Annotated in this window: 19 protein-coding genes; 8 read left to right on the top strand and 11 right to left on the bottom strand. The window is 67.0% G+C overall.

Annotated features, from left to right (window positions below; all coding sequences use genetic code 11):
- The first annotated feature begins 157 nt into the window (after positions 1-157).
- A complete protein-coding gene (locus tag AC5RVB_RS12210; RefSeq protein WP_227902858.1) occupies positions 158-1,003 on the top strand; it encodes an HpcH/HpaI aldolase/citrate lyase family protein in 846 nt (281 codons plus the stop codon).
- A 78-nt stretch (positions 1,004-1,081) separates the two neighbouring features.
- Here the strand turns inward: AC5RVB_RS12210 and AC5RVB_RS12205 are convergent, their stop codons facing one another.
- The 3 genes from AC5RVB_RS12205 to AC5RVB_RS12195 form a co-directional block, all read right to left on the bottom strand.
- Positions 1,082-1,693 (bottom strand): dienelactone hydrolase family protein, encoded by a 612-nt coding sequence (locus AC5RVB_RS12205; RefSeq protein ID WP_494142824.1) that lies wholly within the window; start codon positions 1,691-1,693, stop codon positions 1,082-1,084.
- Positions 1,694-1,701: 8 nt separating this feature from the next.
- Positions 1,702-2,175 (bottom strand): ribonuclease E activity regulator RraA, encoded by a 474-nt coding sequence (gene rraA / locus AC5RVB_RS12200; protein WP_290243842.1) that lies wholly within the window; start codon positions 2,173-2,175, stop codon positions 1,702-1,704.
- 71 nt (positions 2,176-2,246) lie between these two features.
- Entirely contained in the window at positions 2,247-2,813 is a 567-nt protein-coding gene (locus AC5RVB_RS12195) for a TetR/AcrR family transcriptional regulator (RefSeq protein ID WP_290243844.1), read from the bottom strand.
- Between the two features lie 130 nt (positions 2,814-2,943).
- Between AC5RVB_RS12195 and AC5RVB_RS12190 the strand changes: the two genes are divergently transcribed.
- Positions 2,944-4,467: an MFS transporter gene (locus AC5RVB_RS12190; protein ID WP_227902855.1), complete on the top strand. Its 1,524-nt coding sequence runs from the start codon at positions 2,944-2,946 to the stop codon at positions 4,465-4,467.
- 144 nt (positions 4,468-4,611) lie between these two features.
- Here AC5RVB_RS12190 and AC5RVB_RS12185 read toward each other — a convergent pair whose 3' ends face one another.
- Positions 4,612-5,052: a universal stress protein gene (locus AC5RVB_RS12185; protein WP_290243848.1), complete on the bottom strand. Its 441-nt coding sequence runs from the start codon at positions 5,050-5,052 to the stop codon at positions 4,612-4,614.
- A gap of 99 nt (positions 5,053-5,151) precedes the next feature.
- On the opposite strand from AC5RVB_RS12185, the gene AC5RVB_RS12180 reads away from it, so the two are divergent.
- Both AC5RVB_RS12180 and AC5RVB_RS12175 read left to right on the top strand, forming a co-directional pair.
- Entirely contained in the window at positions 5,152-6,384 is a 1,233-nt protein-coding gene (locus AC5RVB_RS12180) for a multidrug effflux MFS transporter (protein ID WP_494142823.1), read from the top strand.
- Between the two features lie 306 nt (positions 6,385-6,690).
- Positions 6,691-7,599 (top strand): SDR family oxidoreductase, encoded by a 909-nt coding sequence (locus tag AC5RVB_RS12175; RefSeq protein ID WP_227902852.1) that lies wholly within the window; start codon positions 6,691-6,693, stop codon positions 7,597-7,599.
- Between the two features lie 348 nt (positions 7,600-7,947).
- Here AC5RVB_RS12175 and AC5RVB_RS12170 read toward each other — a convergent pair whose 3' ends face one another.
- Complete coding sequence (locus tag AC5RVB_RS12170; protein ID WP_227928398.1) at positions 7,948-9,093, bottom strand: TIGR04086 family membrane protein; 1,146 nt, start codon at positions 9,091-9,093, stop codon at positions 7,948-7,950.
- Positions 9,094-9,448: 355 nt separating this feature from the next.
- On the opposite strand from AC5RVB_RS12170, the gene AC5RVB_RS12165 reads away from it, so the two are divergent.
- From AC5RVB_RS12165 to AC5RVB_RS12155, 3 genes are read left to right on the top strand one after another with little or no spacing between them, the layout of a single operon-like run.
- Positions 9,449-9,949, top strand: a complete 501-nt coding sequence (locus tag AC5RVB_RS12165; protein WP_227902850.1) for a DUF456 domain-containing protein — start codon at positions 9,449-9,451, stop codon at positions 9,947-9,949.
- Between the two features lie 21 nt (positions 9,950-9,970).
- A complete protein-coding gene (locus AC5RVB_RS12160; protein WP_227903059.1) occupies positions 9,971-10,150 on the top strand; it encodes a hypothetical protein in 180 nt (59 codons plus the stop codon).
- Between the two features lie 28 nt (positions 10,151-10,178).
- Positions 10,179-10,721: a class I SAM-dependent methyltransferase gene (locus tag AC5RVB_RS12155; protein ID WP_494142822.1), complete on the top strand. Its 543-nt coding sequence runs from the start codon at positions 10,179-10,181 to the stop codon at positions 10,719-10,721.
- Between the two features lie 10 nt (positions 10,722-10,731).
- On the opposite strand, the gene AC5RVB_RS12150 is transcribed toward AC5RVB_RS12155, so the two are convergent.
- A complete protein-coding gene (locus AC5RVB_RS12150) occupies positions 10,732-12,201 on the bottom strand; it encodes a S10 family peptidase (RefSeq protein ID WP_494142821.1) in 1,470 nt (489 codons plus the stop codon).
- A 196-nt stretch (positions 12,202-12,397) separates the two neighbouring features.
- Between AC5RVB_RS12150 and AC5RVB_RS12145 the strand changes: the two genes are divergently transcribed.
- A complete protein-coding gene (locus AC5RVB_RS12145; RefSeq protein WP_290243857.1) occupies positions 12,398-13,279 on the top strand; it encodes a manganese catalase in 882 nt (293 codons plus the stop codon).
- A 184-nt stretch (positions 13,280-13,463) separates the two neighbouring features.
- Here the strand turns inward: AC5RVB_RS12145 and AC5RVB_RS12140 are convergent, their stop codons facing one another.
- The 5 genes from AC5RVB_RS12140 to corA all read right to left on the bottom strand — a co-directional run bounded on the left by AC5RVB_RS12140 (position 13,464) and on the right by corA (position 17,852).
- Positions 13,464-13,793 carry a hypothetical protein gene (locus AC5RVB_RS12140; protein ID WP_494142820.1) on the bottom strand — a complete coding sequence of 110 codons (330 nt, stop codon included), beginning with the start codon at positions 13,791-13,793 and terminating at the stop codon, positions 13,464-13,466.
- A gap of 191 nt (positions 13,794-13,984) precedes the next feature.
- Complete coding sequence (locus tag AC5RVB_RS12135) at positions 13,985-15,583, bottom strand: DHA2 family efflux MFS transporter permease subunit (protein WP_494142819.1); 1,599 nt, start codon at positions 15,581-15,583, stop codon at positions 13,985-13,987.
- Positions 15,584-15,731: 148 nt separating this feature from the next.
- Entirely contained in the window at positions 15,732-16,391 is a 660-nt protein-coding gene (locus AC5RVB_RS12130) for a M23 family metallopeptidase (protein WP_494142818.1), read from the bottom strand.
- 49 nt (positions 16,392-16,440) lie between these two features.
- Positions 16,441-16,857: an META domain-containing protein gene (locus tag AC5RVB_RS12125; RefSeq protein WP_494142817.1), complete on the bottom strand. Its 417-nt coding sequence runs from the start codon at positions 16,855-16,857 to the stop codon at positions 16,441-16,443.
- Positions 16,857-17,852: a magnesium/cobalt transporter CorA gene (gene corA / locus AC5RVB_RS12120; RefSeq protein ID WP_227902843.1), complete on the bottom strand. Its 996-nt coding sequence runs from the start codon at positions 17,850-17,852 to the stop codon at positions 16,857-16,859. The genes AC5RVB_RS12125 and corA overlap by 1 nt, the downstream gene beginning before the upstream one ends.
- Positions 17,853-17,897: the final 45 nt, after the last annotated feature.

Here is a 17,897-nt window from a genome sequence, read left to right as displayed (position 1 = left end):
GGGCCGGCTGCTGCGCCGCGGCGAGGCCCGGAACAGCTAGGACCGGGTGACCGCGGCCGGGGACCGGGTCCTGGCGGCCGCGGTCACACGGGTGATGGTGGCCACATGACGCCCGTCGCATTTTAGTAACTGCCAAGCCTGAAAGTAGTGTCTTCTTATGGCCCCATTTCGAAACAGCCGCGCTGCTGCGCTCCCCGCGAAACTTTCCCGTTCCTGGCTGCTGGCTTCAGCAGCCGATGAAGCGAACTTTGCGCCGGCGCTGGCGTCCGAGGCCGATTCCGTGGTCTTCGACATGGAAGACGCGGTGCCTGCGGATGGCAAGGCTGAAGCCCGCGAGCGGGTGGTGGAGGCACTGTCCACCGGCATGACCGCCTGGGTGCGTGTCAACGGCATCGAAACCGATTACTGGGCCGATGACCTCGCCGCCCTGTCCAAGGCCCCGGGCCTGCGCGGTGTGATGCTCGCGATGACCGAAAAGCCTGAGCAGGTCACCCACACCGCCATGCGGCTGCAGGCCGGCACCCCGGTGCTCGCCCTGGTGGAGTCTGCACTTGGCATTGAAAACGCCACCGCCATTGCCAGTGCTCCCGGCACCTTCCGGCTGGCCTTCGGCGTCGGCGATTTCCGCCGCGACACCGGCGCTTCGGATGATCCGATGGCGTTGGCCTACGCCCGCTCCAAGCTGGTGGTTGCCTCACGTGTGGGCCAGCTGCCCGGCCCCATCGACGGCCCCACCGTGGGTGCCGTGGGCGAGCCGCTGCTGGAGGCCTGCAAGGTCACCCAGAGCATGGGCATGACCGGCAAGCTGTGCCTGATGCCCGAGGCCACGGACTACATCAACCGCGGACTTTCACCGAGCGAATCCGAAATCACCTGGGCGCACGAACTGCTGGAGGCCCACGCTGCCGGCGCCGTGGTGGGCGACGGTTCCTACCTGCCGCGCCTTGCCCGTGCGCAGAAGATCTCCTCGCTGGCGGACTCCTACGGACTCTGGAACGCGTAGGGATCCCCTCCCCTGAACACGCAGAAGCTGCGGCACCCCGTGCGGGTGCCGCAGCTTCTGTGGTTAAGCGTCCCGGGGTTAAGCGTCCCGGGGTTCCGCGTCAGCGGGTTTTGCGTCCACCCGGTCCAGCAGCTGCAGCACCATCCGGGTGAAGGCGAACGAGGCATCCATGTCAAAGTCCGGCTGGCTGATGTCCGCGAACAGGTGCGAAGCGCCCATGTACAGGATCAGATCTGCGTCCGGGCTGGAAGCGGCCAGGTTTTCCGCGGCGTCCAGGTCCCCCTCCTCCGCGAAGTACGGGTCCGCGTCCATGCCGTGGATCTGGACGGGCACACCGGCCGGCCACGTATCGCCATAGGTGCCCAGCGGGAGGCAGGCGCTGACCAGCACCGCACCGCGGGCGCCGGGCCGGGTCTGTGCCAGCCGCTGCGCCGGCATCACGCCCAGGGAGAAGCCGATGTAGACCAGGTCCGGCGGAAAACGGCCGGCAATCTGCACTCCCAGTTCCTCAATGGCATCCATCCCGATTTCGGCGGCATACGCCACGCCCTCCTCCAGGTCGCCGAACACGTGGCCGTCGTAGAGGTCGGGCACCGTGACCGTGTGTCCGGCTTCGCGCAGCACGTCGGCAAAGGCATCCATGCCGGCCGTGAGGCCGAGCGCGTGGTGGAACAGCAGCACGTTGGCCACGGGGACTCCTAGGGTTCGACGAGGATGCCGTCCTCGTCGGCAAACAGCGTCGCGCCGGGACGGAAGGTGACACCGCCGAACTCTACGGGCACGTCCACCTCGCCGACAGAGTCCTTGGCGCTCTTGCGGGGGTTGGAACCCAGCGCCTTGACCCCCAGCGGCAGCTTGGCGACGGCGGTGCGGTCACGGATGGGGCCGTTGATAACGACGCCGGCCCAGCCGTTCTCCACGGCGGCGGCGGCAATCATGTCCCCCATCAGTGCGGTGTTCAGTGATCCGGCGCCGTCGATCACCAGGACGGCACCGTTGCCGGGGGAGTTCAGCAGGGACTTGATCAGCCCGTTGTCCTCCAGGCACCGGACGGTGCGGATGGGGCCGGTAAAGGCGGTGTGTCCGCCCAGGTCCTGGAACTGCAGCGACACGGAGGCCAGTTCCTCGCCGCGCTCGTCATAAAGGTCAGCTGTGCTCAGTCGGGTTTCCATGGCTTCTACTGTGGCAGACGCACAACGCGATGCCGTCCTGCCACGCCGGACGCAGCGGCGTTGGCCAGGGGCTACGCGCTGGTCTGCTGGGCGTGGGACTTCAGCAGGTCCACCACTTCGAGCAGTTCGGGCACGGAGCGGGAACGGTCATTGCGGTGATCCTGCGGCCAGCCGCCGGGCAGGCCCTCGTTGTAATACAGTCCGTCCGCCAGGAGCATGATGGCCCGGGAAATGGCAGGGTCGCCGACCTCCTGCTGCACCAGGTCAAACCAGCTGCGGTGGATGTCCTTGAGCAGGTCCGAGGCCACCGGATCCGATGCCTGCGCCAGCCGCACCACACCGATCAGTGCCCGGTCCAGGTCGCTGCCCACGTAGACCGAGCCGCGCACCAGATACCGGGATGGTCCTTCCGGATCCTCGCGCATGGTCTGCAGGTCCGCGGCGGCCAGCTCGCGAAGCTTTTCGATCAGGGCACCGGCCATCGCTTCCTTGTTCTTGAAGTGATAGAGCAGGCCTCCCTTGGAGACTTCGGCGCGGGCAACCACGGCATCGAGGGTGGCGCCGCGGGGACCTTCATTGATGAGCAGCTCTTCATAGGCGTCAAGGATGCGGTCCCGGGCGGGACGAGGGGTGGACATGCTTTTACGCTACGCCATCGAGGCCCGGAAAGTCGGCAATTTGAGAACCGTACAGTCTAGACGGTACAGTAGCTAGTCGGGGTTTTCCCGTGCCCAAAAACAATGCTGATGTTTCAAGAAGGAGGATGCCGTGCTGGCCGTCCAGGAAAAGCCCGCAGTAACGCGTGCAGGTAAGCGCGAATGGTGGGGGCTCGCTGTCCTGATGCTGCCTGTTCTGCTGATCTCCATCGACAACAACGTCCTGAGCTTCGCCATCCCGTCGCTGTCCCAGGCGCTGGCGCCCACCGGCGTCGAACTGCTGTGGATCGTGGATATCTACGCCCTGGTCCTGGCCGGACTGCTGGTCCCCATGGGCAGCCTGGGGGACCGGATCGGGCGGCTGAAGCTGCTGATGATCGGCAGTGCCGGCTTCGGTGTCTTCTCCCTGGTGGCGGCCTTCGCGCCGTCGGCAATGCTGCTGATTGTGGCCCGCGCCCTGATGGGTGTCTTTGGTGCCATGCTGATGCCCGCCACGCTCTCCCTGATCCGCAACATCTTTGTGGACCCCTCCCAACGCAGGATCGCCGTGGCCATCTGGGCAGCCGGCTTCTCCGGCGGCGCGGCACTGGGCCCGATTGTGGGCGGCGTCCTGCTGGAGCACTTCTGGTGGGGTTCGGTGTTCCTGCTTTCCATTCCGGTGCTGCTGCCGCTGCTGATCTTCGCGCCGATCCTGCTGCCCGAGTCCAAGGATCCCAGCCCCGGAGCCGTGGACCGGCTCGGCGTGGTCCTGGTGATGGCCGCCATGCTCTCGGTCACCTACGGCATCAAGACCTTCGCGCACGACGGCGCGGGTGCCGGCCTGCCGTTCATCGCCGCCGGTCTGATCCTGGGCTTCCTCTTTGCCCGCCGCCAGCTTTCCCGCGAGAAGCCGATGCTGGACGTCCGGCTGTTCCAGAACCCCGTCTTCACCGGCTCCATTGCAGCGAACCTGCTTAGCCTGTTCGCCATGGTCGGCTTTATCTTCTTCCTGTCCCAGCACCTGCAGCTGGTGGTTGGCCAGACGCCCATCGAGGCCGGTCTGACCATGCTGCCCGGCCTGGTGCTGACCATCATCACCGGCCTCGCCGTGGTGCCCCTGGTCAAGCGGGTCCGCCCGGCCGTAGTGGTGGCCGGCGGGCTGCTGTTCAACGCTGCCGGGTACGGCCTGGTCTTCGCCTCCGGGGAGAACGTCACCGTGATGACGCTGGTGGTTGCGTTCCTGCTGCTTGGTGTGGGCGTCGGTGCGGCTGAAACCATTTCCAATGACCTGATCCTGGCCAGCGTCCCGCCCTCCCGTGCCGGATCGGCCTCGGCCATTTCCGAAACCGCCTATGAGATCGGCTCCGTTCTGGGCACCGCCGTGCTGGGCAGCATCCTCACCGCCGCCTACCGCAGCGGCGTCTCCGTCCCCGGCGGACTGAGCCCGGAGCAGAGTGCTGCCGCCGGCGAAACCCTGGGTGGTGCGGTGCATGTGGCCGAGGACCTGCCCGCGGATCAGGCGGCATCGCTGCTGCATTCGGCCCAGGTGGCCTTCGATTCAGGCGTCAGCGTCACCACGCTGATCGGCGTGATCACCATGGTGCTCGCCGCCGTCGGCGCCGGGATCCTGATCCGCAAGGTGCCGGCCCACCGCTAGCGGATTGGGTTGGGGCTCCGGGGTCCGGGCGCGTGTCCGGGCCTGCCTGCACGGAGGTGCCCCGGTCCTGGTCCGGAGGTGCCCCTGCCCGCCTGTCCCGGCCCGCCTGTCCCGGGCGCCCGGACCCGGAGGTGCCCCGCGCCTCTAGTCCCGGTGCGGCCGGGCAATCAGCACCGGGCAGTAGGCATGGGCCGCCACGGCCGTGCTCACCGAACCCAGCAGCAGCCCGGCAAACCCGCCGCGTCCGCGGTTGCCCACCACCAGCATTTCCGCTCCGCGGCTGGCCTCCATCAGTACCCGTGCCGGCTGTCCGGCAACTGCCTGCCGGGTCAGGCCGTCCGGAACCTCAGTGTCCGCAAATGCGGCGTCCACGGCCTCGGCCAGCGCATTCTCCGCCTCAATTCGCGGAGAGAACTCCGTGGTGGGAAACGGCGTTGCCAGCATGGCCGGGTATTCCCAGACAATGAGCGTCTCAATCCGGCAGCCGAGCAGCTCGGCCAGCCGGGCCGCCATCCGCAGTGCCTGCACGGACTCTTCGGAGCCGTCCATACCAACAACAATCCGTTTCCGGGGTGCCTCAGCCATGGGGTTCCTTCCCGAGGTTGGCCAGATATCCAGTAGTCTGCGCGTCATGCAGGCGTAACGGCCAGAGCAGGGCCGGGCATTGTTCCTAAGATGGCGTATATGTCCGCCCTTCGCCGTTCCACCGGCCCCGCCGCCATGACCACGGGACTGCTGCTGGTCCTGGCACTGCTTTCGGCAACGGGCCCGTTCGCCACCGATCTGTATCTGCCGTCCTTCCCCCAGATGGCGGACGAACTGGGTGCCACCGCCACGGGTATCCAGCTCACCCTCACGGCCTTTTTGATTGGCATGGCGGCCGGACAGCTGTTCTTCGGCCCGTTCTCGGACCGGTACGGGCGGTTCCGTCCGCTGCTGATCGGCTCCGTGCTGTTTGTCCTGGCCTCCGTGGTCTGTGCCGTGGCGCCGAACCTGCCGGTGCTCATTGCCGGCCGGCTTTTCCAGGGCCTGTTTGCCTCCGCAGGCGTGGTGATTGCCCGCGCCGTCGTGGCGGACCTGGCCTCCGGGCAGTCAGCGGCCCGCACCTTCAGCCTGCTCATGACCATTGGCGGCGTGGCGCCCGTGCTCGCCCCGACCGTGGGCGGCATCCTGGCCGGCAGCATCGGCTGGCGCGGAGTGCTCTGGGTCCTCGCCGGGCTCGCGGCGGCCATGCTTGCCGGGGTGGCCGGTGTTGTCCGGGAGACCCGGCCGCCGGAAAAGCGCAGCAGCGGCCCGTTCCTGGGCGGGCTGGCCGCGGTGCTGCGCCGACGCCGTTTCGTGGGGTATGCGGTGCTGTTCGCCTCCACCTTCGGCGTGCTGATGGGGTACATCTCCGCTTCGCCGTTCATTTACCAGAACCTGATGGGCCTTTCCCCGGCCGGGTACGGGGCGGCGTTTGGCATTAACGCGCTGGGCCTGGTGCTGGCCGGGTTCATTTCCGCCCGCCTGGCCCGGACGGTGCCGCCGCGGCGCACCGTCAGCATCGCCGTCCCGGTGCTGCTGGGTGTCTCCGCAGTCCTTCTGCTGATGATCCTGCTGGACGTTCCGCCGCTGCTGCTGGCCGTGCCGATCTTCCTGGCCGCCTCCTCGGTGGGCTTCATCATGGGCAACACCACCAGCCTGGCCCTGGCCGAGGCAGGATTCGCTGCCGGCAGCGGCTCCGCCGTACTGGGCAGCGGACAGTTCTTCTTCGGCGCCCTGGTCTCCCCGCTGACCGGCATCGCGGGGGAGGACACCGCCCTGCCGCTGGCCCTGGTGATGTGCGGTTCGGCACTGATGGCGGTCCTGGCGCTGCTGGCCACCCGGAGTCCGGACCAGGCGGACGGGGAACGACGCCGGCTGGCACGGGGAGCGTAGGCCCCCGCCGCTGTCGTGCCGCCCGGCCGGGGACACGCGGTGCGTCGTCGTAGTGCCCGCCGCCGTCGTGCCGTCCCGGGGACGCGGGCCGCGGCGTCGTCGTGCCGTCCCGGGGACGCAGGCTGCGGCGTCGTAGTGCCCGCCGCCGTGGTGCGCCGTTGTCCTTGGGCGGCAGCCCGACTTGAGCCGGACCGACCCTCGGGCATAGGGTAGTAAGCATACTTACGTAAGCGTGAGTGACCGCCTTTTGCGGCGGCCCCGACCGGACCGCCCGAATGGACTGACCTACCGAAAGTGGGAACTTCTATGACAAACGGCAACAACTCGGACCAGTACACCTTCCAGAACCCGGTGGACCGTTACCCGTCCATCGCCCCTCCCGTCCAGGACCAGTCCGAGCCCGGACTCGATAAGGACATGACCCCGCACGTGGACCACGGCGAGGACACCTACCGGGGCACCGGACGGCTGGAGGGCCGCAAGGCGCTCGTGACCGGCGGCGATTCCGGCATCGGCGCGGCCGTGGCCATCGCCTTCGCCCGGGAAGGCGCCGATGTCGCCCTCTCCTACCTCCCCGAAGAGGAACCGGACGCGCAGCACATCGCCGAAGTCATTGAGAAGACCGGCCGCAAGGTGGTTAAGCTCCCCGGTGACCTGAAGGACGCCGAGTACTGCAGCCAGCTCGTGGAAGATGCCGTAGCCGGCCTCGGCGGGCTGGACATCCTGGTCAACAACGCCGGCAAGCAGGTTGCGGTGGACAATCTCGAGGATCTCTCCGACGAGCAGCTGGACCACACCTTCAAGACGAACATCTACTCGTTCTTCCGGGTGACCAAGGCTGCGCTGAAGCACCTGCCGGCCGGTTCGAGCATCATCAACACCACCTCCATCCAGGCCTATGAGCCGTCGCCGAACCTGCTGGACTACGCCAGCACCAAGGCTGCGATCAACAACTTCACCAAGGGCCTGGGCCAGCAGCTGGCTCCCAAGGGCATTCGCGTGAATGCTGTGGCGCCGGGTCCGTTCTGGACGCCGCTCCAGCCCAGCGACGGGCAGAACAAGGAAGACCTGCCGGAGTTCGGCCAGAGCGTTCCGCTGGGCCGCGCCGGCCAGCCGACCGAGCTTGCCCCCGCTTACGTTTTCCTGGCCTCCCCGGAGTCCAGCTACGTGATCGGCGAGACGCTGAACGTCAACGGCGGCACGCCTTCGCCGTAACCGTTTGGTTACACACCGTTGCACCGGGGCCCCGCGTTTGCGGGGCCCCGGTTTGTTTATACAGCGGGTTAGAACAGGTGCCGTGGACGATGATGTGAGGCCCGGCTCCAAGGGTTATGCAAGGTAGTACTGGTCGGGTGCACAGCATCCCACCCAGTGGTGTCGGTGGTACCGGTGAGGTCACAGCAGCCGCAGGGGTACCAGAGAGTGGGAAATCCTGCGGATCGGGCAGCGGAAAACCAGCAGCAAACCACCCGGCCACACAAACCGGCCGACCTACTAAAAACGGCCGCTGCACCCCCGGAAACCCGGAGGAGCAGCGGCCGTTTTGGATCCGAGGGCGCTCCGCTAGCGGGTGACGGTGTCTTCCGTGCGGAAATCGGCACGGTCAATACGGCGGTGGAAGCGCATACCGGCCAGTCCGCCCAGCACGGCGCCGAGCAGTGTAACCACCAGGCTCGCGGCCACGGCGATCCAGGTGCCGGGGCTGACGTTGTTCAGATCCTCCGGCAGCGGAGCCACGGAGTTCAGCTGGCTGATGCTACGGATATCGCTGCCGTAGATCAGGCCCAGGATAATGACGACGGCGGCCGCGATCAGCGCCCACAGCCACACAGCCAGGCCCTGCTTGAGACCGTTGAAGCGTGCCATTCGGCCGGCAACGTAACCGCCGGCAAAGTAGGAAAGCAGCAGTACTGCGAGCATGATGACGGCGCCAATAATACCGGCGGACTGGTTGGCGGCGGCGGATTCGAGGGCCGCCCCCAGATCCGTTTCGGCGGAAAGGTTGATGGCGGCGCCGATCGCGGCGGCCAGCGCCGTCAGCAGCACCACCATACCGGTGGCCGTCAGCCAGCCGAAGAACGCCGAGCCGAACTTCATGCCGCCGAAACGTTCCTTTTCCAAGGCCAGGAGGGCGTCCCGGTTCGGCAGGGCGGCGTCGCCCGCCACACCGTCGCTGTGCCGATCGTTCCGCGCGTTCCTTGCATCGCCGTCCTCCGCAGTCCTGTGGGCGCGGCGGTCACCGCCGGAGTCGCCGGGCAGGTCGCGGCTTGCCGTTACCGGAGCGACCCGGGTGGAGGTGTCCTCGCCGGCGGTGTGCGTGGGGACGGCCCGGGTGCGGGTGTCCTCGCCGGTGGTGTGCGTGGGAACGGCCCGGGTGGAGGTGTCCTCGCCGGCGGTGCTGTCGTTGCGCATCTCTGCTGCCGGGACTGCGCGGGTATCGTTGCGCCCGCCGTCCGGATCCGTGGCGTAGCTACCGGCGTGGCTGCCCGTATGCCGGCCCGGTACCTGACCCTGATCGGCAGCTGAGGCGGAGGCTGCGTCGCTCACCCGTGTGCCGGTGTCTTCAACCCTACGACCGTCTGCGGGAACGGTGCCCGCGGTCTCAGCAGCTGCGGCAGACCGTTCCGAGCGGTCCCGCAGAGGGCCGCCGTCGTTGGCGCCGCGGCCGTTCGAGGAAGTGTTGGCGGGGTTCTCTGGGTCGGTGCTCATTACTGCATCTCCTGTTTCCGTCCGGGGAATCGGGCTGAAGATGCCAGCTTATAAGCATCCTTACTAATTTCTCCACCTGAGGGAGGCAGTGCGTCCGGGTTTAGGGGGCCCTAGGAGCGCGATAACACTACGTTTGGGGATGAATCTGCCGGTTTGGGAAATCCCTGCCGGTTTGCAGCGGAGCGATTTCCCAATCCGGCAGCTGAAACCCAACCCGGCAGCAGGGCATGACCGTCCGGTGTACACATAACGGGCTTATTCGGCGGGTTTAAGCCCCGTATCTGTACATTCGCCGGCGCCGAACCACCCGAAAGGAAATACGCCGGTCGCGGGGAAGCGGTGCAAGACTGATGGAATGGATCCCGATCTCCTAGTAACCCTTGCGGCTGCCCTCGTGATTGCCGTGGGACTGACCGGCATAGTGGTGCCCGTGCTGCCCGGCAGCATCCTGATCATCATTGCCCTGCTGGGCTGGGCCTTCGGCGTGCAGAGCCCGGCGGGCTGGTGGGCTTTCGGGATCGGTGCGGTGCTGCTGGTTGCCGGTATGCTCGCCAGCTTCTTTCTCACCGGGCGGCGGCTGAAGCAGCGGCAGATTCCCACCCGCTCCATCGTTGCCGGCGTGGTGCTCGGCGTCGTCGGAATGTTCACCATCCCCGCCGTTGGCCTGTTCGTCGGGTTCGCCGCCGGCCTGCTGCTGAGCGAATGGCAGCGGCAGCGGAACCTGTCCACCGCCTGGTCCTCCAGCCTGGCCACCCTGAAGGCGATGGGGATCGGCATCCTGGCTGAACTCGCGTTGGCGCTAACCGCGGGCGGCATCTGGGGTGCGGGCGTCTGGGTGCACTTCGCCACCCGCTGATCATGTATAGGGTGTGGCGGTATGAGCGAACCCTCGATCAACCGCAGGATGCGGTCCGTTGAAGACCTCCTCGACCTGATGGACGGGCTCTTTGCGCGTGAATCGGTCCGCTGGACCAGCGACGCCGGGAGCGCCTGGTGGAACAACTTCTACGCAGACCGCACCCGGGCCCGTTCCGTTTTTTGCGGACAAGCCCGATGAGAACCTGGCGCGGTGGGTCCGCGAAGGCGTGCTCTCTCCGACCCGTGTACTGGATCTGGGTTCGGGGCCCGGGCGCAATGCCCTCTTTCTTGCTGAGCGCGGATACGCCGTGGACGCCGTAGACCTCTCCTCGGCTGCGGTGAAGTGGGGGCGGGAACGGGCTGCAGACCGGCAGCTGGACGTCTCCTTCACCTGTGGCAACGCTTTCACGCTTCCGCCTGATGCGTTGCCTGGGCCGTACGGACTGGTCTACGACTCGGGCTGTCTGCATCACCTTCCCCCGCACCGCCGGATCAGCTACCTGCAACTCCTGCAGCGGACCCTCGCGCCCGGCGGGTATTTGGGGCTGGCCCATCTTGCCAGGGGCAAGATGGGCGCAGAAGCACCAGACGAGCAGCTCTACCAAGATGGGGAGTTTGAAGCAGGGATAGCCTTCAGTCCGGACGATCTTCGGTGGGTTTTCGCAGACCTGGGCGAGATCGAAATCCGCCCAATGGCAACCCAAGACCGGGATTCTCCGTGGTTTGGCGAATCTTTCCTGCTTACCGCCCTGTTCCGCCGCCCGGAGTGACTGCCGAGCCCTAAGCGCCGGCCACAAACTCCGCGAGATTGCGCAGCTGGTCCACCCGGCACTCCGGCTTGATGTACATCATGTGCCCGGCCTCGTAGTAGTGGTGTGAGAACCGTGCCCGGGCATCCTCGTCCAGGCGCATGTGCGCCCACACGTACTCTGCGGCGAAGTGCGGCGTGGCGCCGTCGTAATAGCCGTAGTCCACGTGCACCCGCAGTGCCGGGTTGTGGACCAGCAGCCGTTCCAGCGTGCCGGTGACGTCCACGGGGACCCCTTCAAAGTTCTTGTAGCTCCACGGCTGGACGCGGCCGGTGAGGATTTCGTACGGCAGGTCGTTCTCGTACCCCAGCTCCGCACGCACGTAGTGGTTAATCGCTGCCGAGTACGGCCCGTTGATGGCGGTGAGGCTGGGATCGTCCCAGTTGATCCAGTCCTGCTGGTGCGCCGGGGCGGCCGCGAACCGGCCGTCGATGCGGCCCACGGACAGGTTCTCCCCGCGCAGTAGTTCGGCGGAGAACATGGCATAGTCCCAGCGCAGGTTGGTGCGGCGGATGAAACCCTCGTCCAGGGTGGTGATTTCCGCGAGCCGGCGGACGACGTCGTCGTACTCCCCGGCGTCCAGCCGCGCCCCTTGGTGCAGGGCGTACACGTAGTCGCGGGAGGCGTACTCCTCGGCTTCGCGCACGACGTCGGCCAGTTCCCGTCCGGGATGGCGGCCGTGATAGTGGGCAATGGCGGCATAGGTGGGCAGGTGCAGCGGATACGGGGTTTCCCGCCCGGGCGCAAAGTCCAGGGTGGCCATGTTCAGCACGGTGGAAATCAGGCCGAGGCCGTTGACCGCCAGGCCGTACGCGTCAAAGAGCTTCCCGGCCACGGCGACGGCGCGCAGCGTGCCGTAGGACTCGCCCACCAGGTACTTGGGGCTCAGCCAGCGGTTGTTGCGGGTGGTCCAGAGCCGGATCACCTCGGCCACCAGGTCCCGGTCCTCCTCGAAACCGTGGAACTCGCCGGCGTCGTTGCCGTCCACCACGCGGGAGAAGCCGGTGTTCACCGGGTCGATCATCACCAGGTCCGCGTGCTGCAGCAGGGTCTGCGGGTTGTCCACCAGGCCGAAGGGCGGCGGTGTGAGTGCCCCGGCGTCGCCCGAGTCCACCATCCGCGGACCCAGAAGGCCCATGTGCAGCCAGACGGAGGCGGACCCCGGCCCGCCGTTGAAAGCGAAGACCACGGGCCGGCGGTTGGGTCCACTCTCCGGGGCATCGGCGGCATAGGCGGTCATAAAAATCTCCGCCTTGGGCTGGAATCCGTCCGACTTCCCGTCCTTCACCTCCTCCTTCCGGAACACCAGCCGTCCGGTGGTAGTGGTGTAGCCAAGTCCTGAGGGGAGGGTGTGCCGGCGGACCGCGAAATCGTCGGTGACCTGCGGTGATGCACCGGCTGGATCGGAAGGCGGTGCGGGCGGGAGTTCGGGGGAGACCATGGCAAGCAGACTACCCGTGCCGGGAGCAATTGGCCGGTACCTGAAACGGGCGGTTCCCGTCTGGCCGCGGAAAGGGGCAGGTTTGCTCTTCCCTGCCTCCGGACACCGGTCTACGTTGGGACCACTGTGACCGGCCACGGCCCCAACAAACGGAGGCTCGTCTCACGCGGCGGTCCACAAGGTGCGGAGGAATGACATGTTTTTCCATAAGCAGGAGCTCCAATTCAAATCCACCCCGGACAAGCCCGACGCCGTTTATGCCCGGAAGCTGCAGGAGGTTCTGGGCGGACAATACGGTGAAATCACGGTGGCCATGCAGTACGGCTTCCAGTCCTGGAATTCCCATGTGCCGGGCAAGTACCGGGACCTGCTCTACGGCATCGCAGCCGAGGAAATGGGCCACGTGGAAATGCTGGCCGTGATGATCGCCCAACTGCTGGAAAAGGCCCCGCTGGGCATCACCAATGACGCGGTGCAGTCCGATCCGACGGTGGCCGCAGTGATGGGAGGCATGGATGTCCAGCACGCCATTGTCGCTGGTGCCGGCGCCCGCCCGGTGGACAGCAACGGCAACCCCTGGACCGGCGGCTACATCACCGCCAGCGGCAACATGCTCGCGGACTTCACCTCCAATGCCAACATCGAAATGCAGGGTCGCCTCGCGGTCGCCCGGCTCTATCACATGACGGATGACCACGGCGTGCGGGATCTGCTGTCCTTCCTGCTCGCCAGGGACACCATGCACCAGAACCAATGGACCGCCGCGGCCCTGGAACTTCAGGCGGAGAATATGGAACAGCTTCCGGTCCCCAGCAACTTCCCGCTCAACAAGGAATACCGGGAAGTCTCCTACCAGTACCTGAACTTCTCCGACGGCGAGCATGCTTCCGAAGGCTCCTGGGCGTCCGGACCCACGCCGGACGGACACGGTGAGTTCAGCTACCATGACGGACCGACGACGTCGGCTCCCATGCCTCCGCCCACCCATCCGGACGCACGGTTCTACGGGACCACGGACGTGCCCAATGTGGTGGAGAAGGCTGCCGGAGCGGCGCAGGACAAACTGAAGAAGGAATAGCCCGAAGCCGGCCCCGGCGCGGAGGTCACCGCGCCGGGTCTTGGGCTGCCCAGGCTTGGATGGGCTCCCGCGACGGGTTTTTTGGGCTGCGCAAGCTCGGACTGGGCTGCCGCGTCCGGCCCGGACTGGGGCTGCCGCGACGGTCCCGGACTGGGCTGCCTGCAGATGCTGACCGGCCAGCCTCCTACGCGGTCCGCCCGGATATGGCCGTGTCCGGTCCGTTCGCGGGCCGATCCGCTTTGCCGAAGTACCAGGCCAGGAAAAAGCCCATGGAGACGGTCCCCGCCAGTAGAGCGGCACGATCGCGGGGTCCGGTCACGCCCCCGCCCAGCAGCGCGGTGCCGCCGGCGGTGTTCAGTCCGCTCCACGCGGCGTTGGCGAGGGGGCTGGAGAGCCCGACGCCGGGCGGGGAGGCGAACGGGGTCGGGAACTGCTTGCCCTGCACGGCACTGACGCCGTGTGGAACGGCGTTGGCGAGGAGCACCCCGGCGAAAAACTTCGAGACGATAGTCATGGCGCGAGCGTACCCGCCGACGCCGGTTTTACGGCCGATAAGCATTCTTTCGCACTGTTTGCATTCTTTCGCACAGTTTGGACTGGCTGAAAAAGCGCAAACCGGTCGATTTTCCCGCCCGCGGCCGGACCAGCACCCACCCGCCCGCGGGACCTACGCCCCGCGGGTCCCGGCCGCCGGGCCGAAGTCTGCTAGGCCGCGGTGCTCTTCGCGGCATCCCCGCGGGCACTGCCGGGGGCGCCGCGGGAAGTCAGCTCAGGGGCCGGCTTGGCGTAGAACAGTGCCGCCAGCAGGGCCACGATGATCACGGCGGCGGGCAGGTACAGGGACTGGCCCATGGCCTCCGAATAGCCTGCCTTGAGCGCCTCCGGGAACGCACCGGCGGCAGGTGCCGTCCCGCCGTCGGCAGCCCCGGCGCCCAGGTGTGCACTGAGGCGGGACTGCATGATGGCGGCAATGGCGCTGCTGCCGATCACGGCACCGAACTGGCGGGTGGTGTTGTAGACGCCGGATCCCGCGCCGGCGACATCAGCGGCCAGATTGCGGGTGGCGGTGAGCGAGACGGAGGGCCAGATGCAGGCGTTCGCGAAACCCATCAGGAGCATCGGGAGCACGAGCTGCCAGTACGGCACATCCGGGCTGAGCAGTGCGCCGAGCCAGATCAGGGATGCGGCCATGGAGGCGAAGCCGACGACGGCGATGAACTTGGGGTTGCCGCGTTGCACGGTTTTTCCCGCCAGCGGGGCCAGCACGCCGGACAGGACAGCCATCGGGGCCAGCAGCAGGGCGGCCTGGGTGGGGCTGAGTCCGCGAACGTTCTGCGCGAAGAGGATCAGCGGCAGGGAGAACGCGGTCACGGCGAAGCCCATGCCGGTGATGGAGATATTGGCCAGCGAGAAGTTGCGGTCCCGGAAGAGCTTCAGCGGCAGCAGCGGTTCGGCACGGTTCAGGCGCTGCCAGAGCACAAACAGGGCCAGCAGGACAATGCCCGCAATGATCAGCGACCAGACCGAGATGGGCCCGGCGATGGTTCCCCAGTCATAGCTCTCGCCTTCCTGGATGCCGAAGACCAGCGCAAACATGCCCGCCGCACTGAGCAGCACGCCCAGATAGTCGAAGCGGTGCACCGAGGTGGAAAGCCGGGGCACCAGTCGGTAGGCGAGGATGAAGCCAACTATGCCCACGGGGATGTTGATGAAGAAGATCCATTCCCAGCCCAGGCCGTCCACCAGGACGCCGCCGAGGATCGGTCCCACCAGAGTGGCGACGCCCGCCGTGGCGCCCCAGAGACCCAGAGCGGTGCCGCGCTTTTCCGGTGGGAAGATCCGGGTGATCACGGACATGGTCTGCGGGGTCATCAGGGCCGCGCCGAAGCCCTGGAAGACACGGGCAACAATCAGCGCATCCACGCTGTTGGCAAAGCCGCACCAAAGGCTGGACAGGGTAAAGACCACCAGTCCGATCAGGTAAACGCGGCGGGGACCAAAGCGGTCGCCCAGCCGTCCGGTAATCAGCAGCGGCACCGCGTAGGCCAGCAGGTAGGCACTGATCACCCAGATCACCTGGTCCAGGCCTGCGCCAAGGTCTTCCATGATGGCCGGGGTGGCGATGTTTACGATCGTGGAGTCCACCAGGATCATGAAGAAGCCGATGACCAGGGACCACAGTGCGGGCCAGGGCCTGACCGTCTCCGGGGAAAGGTTTTTCAAGGTGCTTGCTGCCGTTCTGGAGAGTGGGGGTGCCGGGCCGGGATGTGTCCCGGGACGGGCCGTAAAAGAGCCGAAATCCATTGTGCACTTAGGCTCCCTTAGGACCAACCCGGGACTGTCCTTCGGTATTCCGGCTTTCAGAAGCGGCGCCGGTAGCCCGCGCCTAACCCGCGTCCAGCCCGCGCCTAACCCGCGTCCAGCCCGCGCCTAACCCGCGTCCAGCCCGCGCCTAACCTGCGTCGAAAACCTCTCCGTTGCGCGGCAGCCACGGTCCGGCCCCGCCTCCGGGATGCCGAAAAGCCACTGGCAGGCCGCGGCAGGTGCCCCAGTCCATAGAGTCCGTGACCTGGAGATGGACATGCGGTTCGGTGCTGTTGCCGGAGTTTCCGCAGGCGCCAATCCGGACGCCTGCCCGAACCCGGGCACCCGGCACCGCCTCCACGGAGCCGCAGGCCAGATGCGCGAGCAGCACAAAGGGGCCCTCCGGTTCCAGGGCAATCACCACAGAATTGCCGGCAATCGCGTTCGGGCCCTGCCGCACCCGCCCGCGCTGCGTCAGGGCGTAGGCGAGCAGTGCGGGCTGGGAGCGGCGTGCCTGATGGTCCGGTTCGCCGTCGTGCACGGAGACCACGGTGCCCGACGCCGGTGCCAGCACCGACACCCCGAAGCCGTGGAAGATCTCCGGCGCCTCCGTGGAGAGCAGGGACCGCCATCCGGGCGGTCCGGACCGGCCGTGTGCGTCCACGGCCACGAAGTCGATGGCGTAGGCGGTGCCGAACAGGTCGGTGCCGTGGCTGGGGACGCGGTTGGCAGGGCTGTTCTGCGTCAGCCAGCGGCCGGTGAACGGCAGCCGCAGGATGGCCGGTGCTGTTGGTGCTGCCTCGGACACGGCATCCCTTTCTCCCCGCCGGTGTTCCCTCTGTTAGGCCCGGTGTCTGTCAGGCCCCGGAGCGTGGACGCGCCAGGACCCCGATTTCGGTGCCGGCCTGGTTGTAGATCCGCAGGGTGTCGCCGTCGACGTCGGCCGCTGTACCGGCGGAAAGCCATTCATCCACGTCGTGGCAGAGCATCATGGTGGAGGCCATGTCCTGGAGGGTGACGCGGGTGCCCTCGATGCTCCAGTGGCCCATCAGCCGGTTGCAGCCGTCGGTGCCGCTAACCCGCCCGCCGGGATCAAACTCCAGCGACGGTGCCTTCGGGTTGGCGGTGTCTCCCCAGGCCCCGGTGACGTCGGCGTCCGGGCCGGTGCCGCCGTCGTCCGGTGAGGCGCTGTTGGCGGCGTCCCCGCAGGCCGCCAACAGCAGGGCGGCGGGCAGCACCAGTGCCAGCAGTGCCCGGCCCGTCCACCGGGACATCACAGCCACTTATTCCGCTTGAAGGTCAGGTAAAGGACTATCCCGGTCACCAGCATTCCCAGCAGGGCCAGCGGATAGCCGAACTGCCAGGACAGTTCCGGCATGTTCTCGAAGTTCATGCCGTAGACGGTGCCCACCAGGGTTGGCGCAAACAGGATGGCGGCCCAGGAGGAAATCCGTTTCACCTGCTCGTTCTGCTCAATGCTGGTTTCGGCCAGCCGGTTCGAGGCCAGCGTGGAGGACAGGGTCAGCGCGTTTTCCAGGATGGCGCGGTACGCGTTGGCCCGGTCGATCAGCCGCAGCACGTGGTCCAGTACATCGCCCAGGTTGTCCCGCAGCTCAGCCGGAACGCCGTACTGGTCAGCGTTGTTGCGCAGTTCCCCCACTACGGTTTGCAGCGGGGAGATGGCGCGCTGGAACTGGATCACCTCGCGGGAGAGTTCGTAGATGCGGCGGGAGACCTCGGCGTCGCCGCCGAACAGCTGGTCCTCAATCTCGTCAATGTCGTTTTCAAGTCCGGCCGCCACCGGAGCGTACTCATCCACCACCTGGTCCAGTACGGCGTACAGCACCGCTTGCGGCCCGAGCATCAGCAGTTCCGGTTCCTGCTCCAGCCGCTTGCGCACCCGGGCAAGGTCAGGGGATTCGGCGTGTCGGACGGTGACCACAAAGTTGGGTCCCACAAAGAGGTGCAGCTCCCCGAACTCCACGCGTTCGACGTCGTCCAGGTAGCGGGCGGGGCGAAGCACCACAAACAGCTGCTCGTTGTACTGCTCCAGCTTGGAGCGCTGATGGCCGGCCAGGGCGTCTTCGACAATCAGCAGGTTCAGTCCGAACTCTTCGGCCACGGCCAGCAGCTCTATTTCGTCCGGCCGGTAGAGGCCAATCCAGGCCATGCCGCCGGAGGTTCGGGTCAGCTCGAAGGTCTCGTCCAGGCTGTCCGGGTCGTGACTGCGTTTGCCGTCCACGTAGACCGCATTGTCGACCAGCGTCATGGACATTCCCCTAGCGTCGAAACCCTTAGTGCCGGCAGCATGGCC

The sequence above is a fragment of the Arthrobacter sp. Y3225209 genome (assembly GCF_059090685.1).
This window is presented reverse-complemented; position numbering and strand designations above follow the sequence as displayed.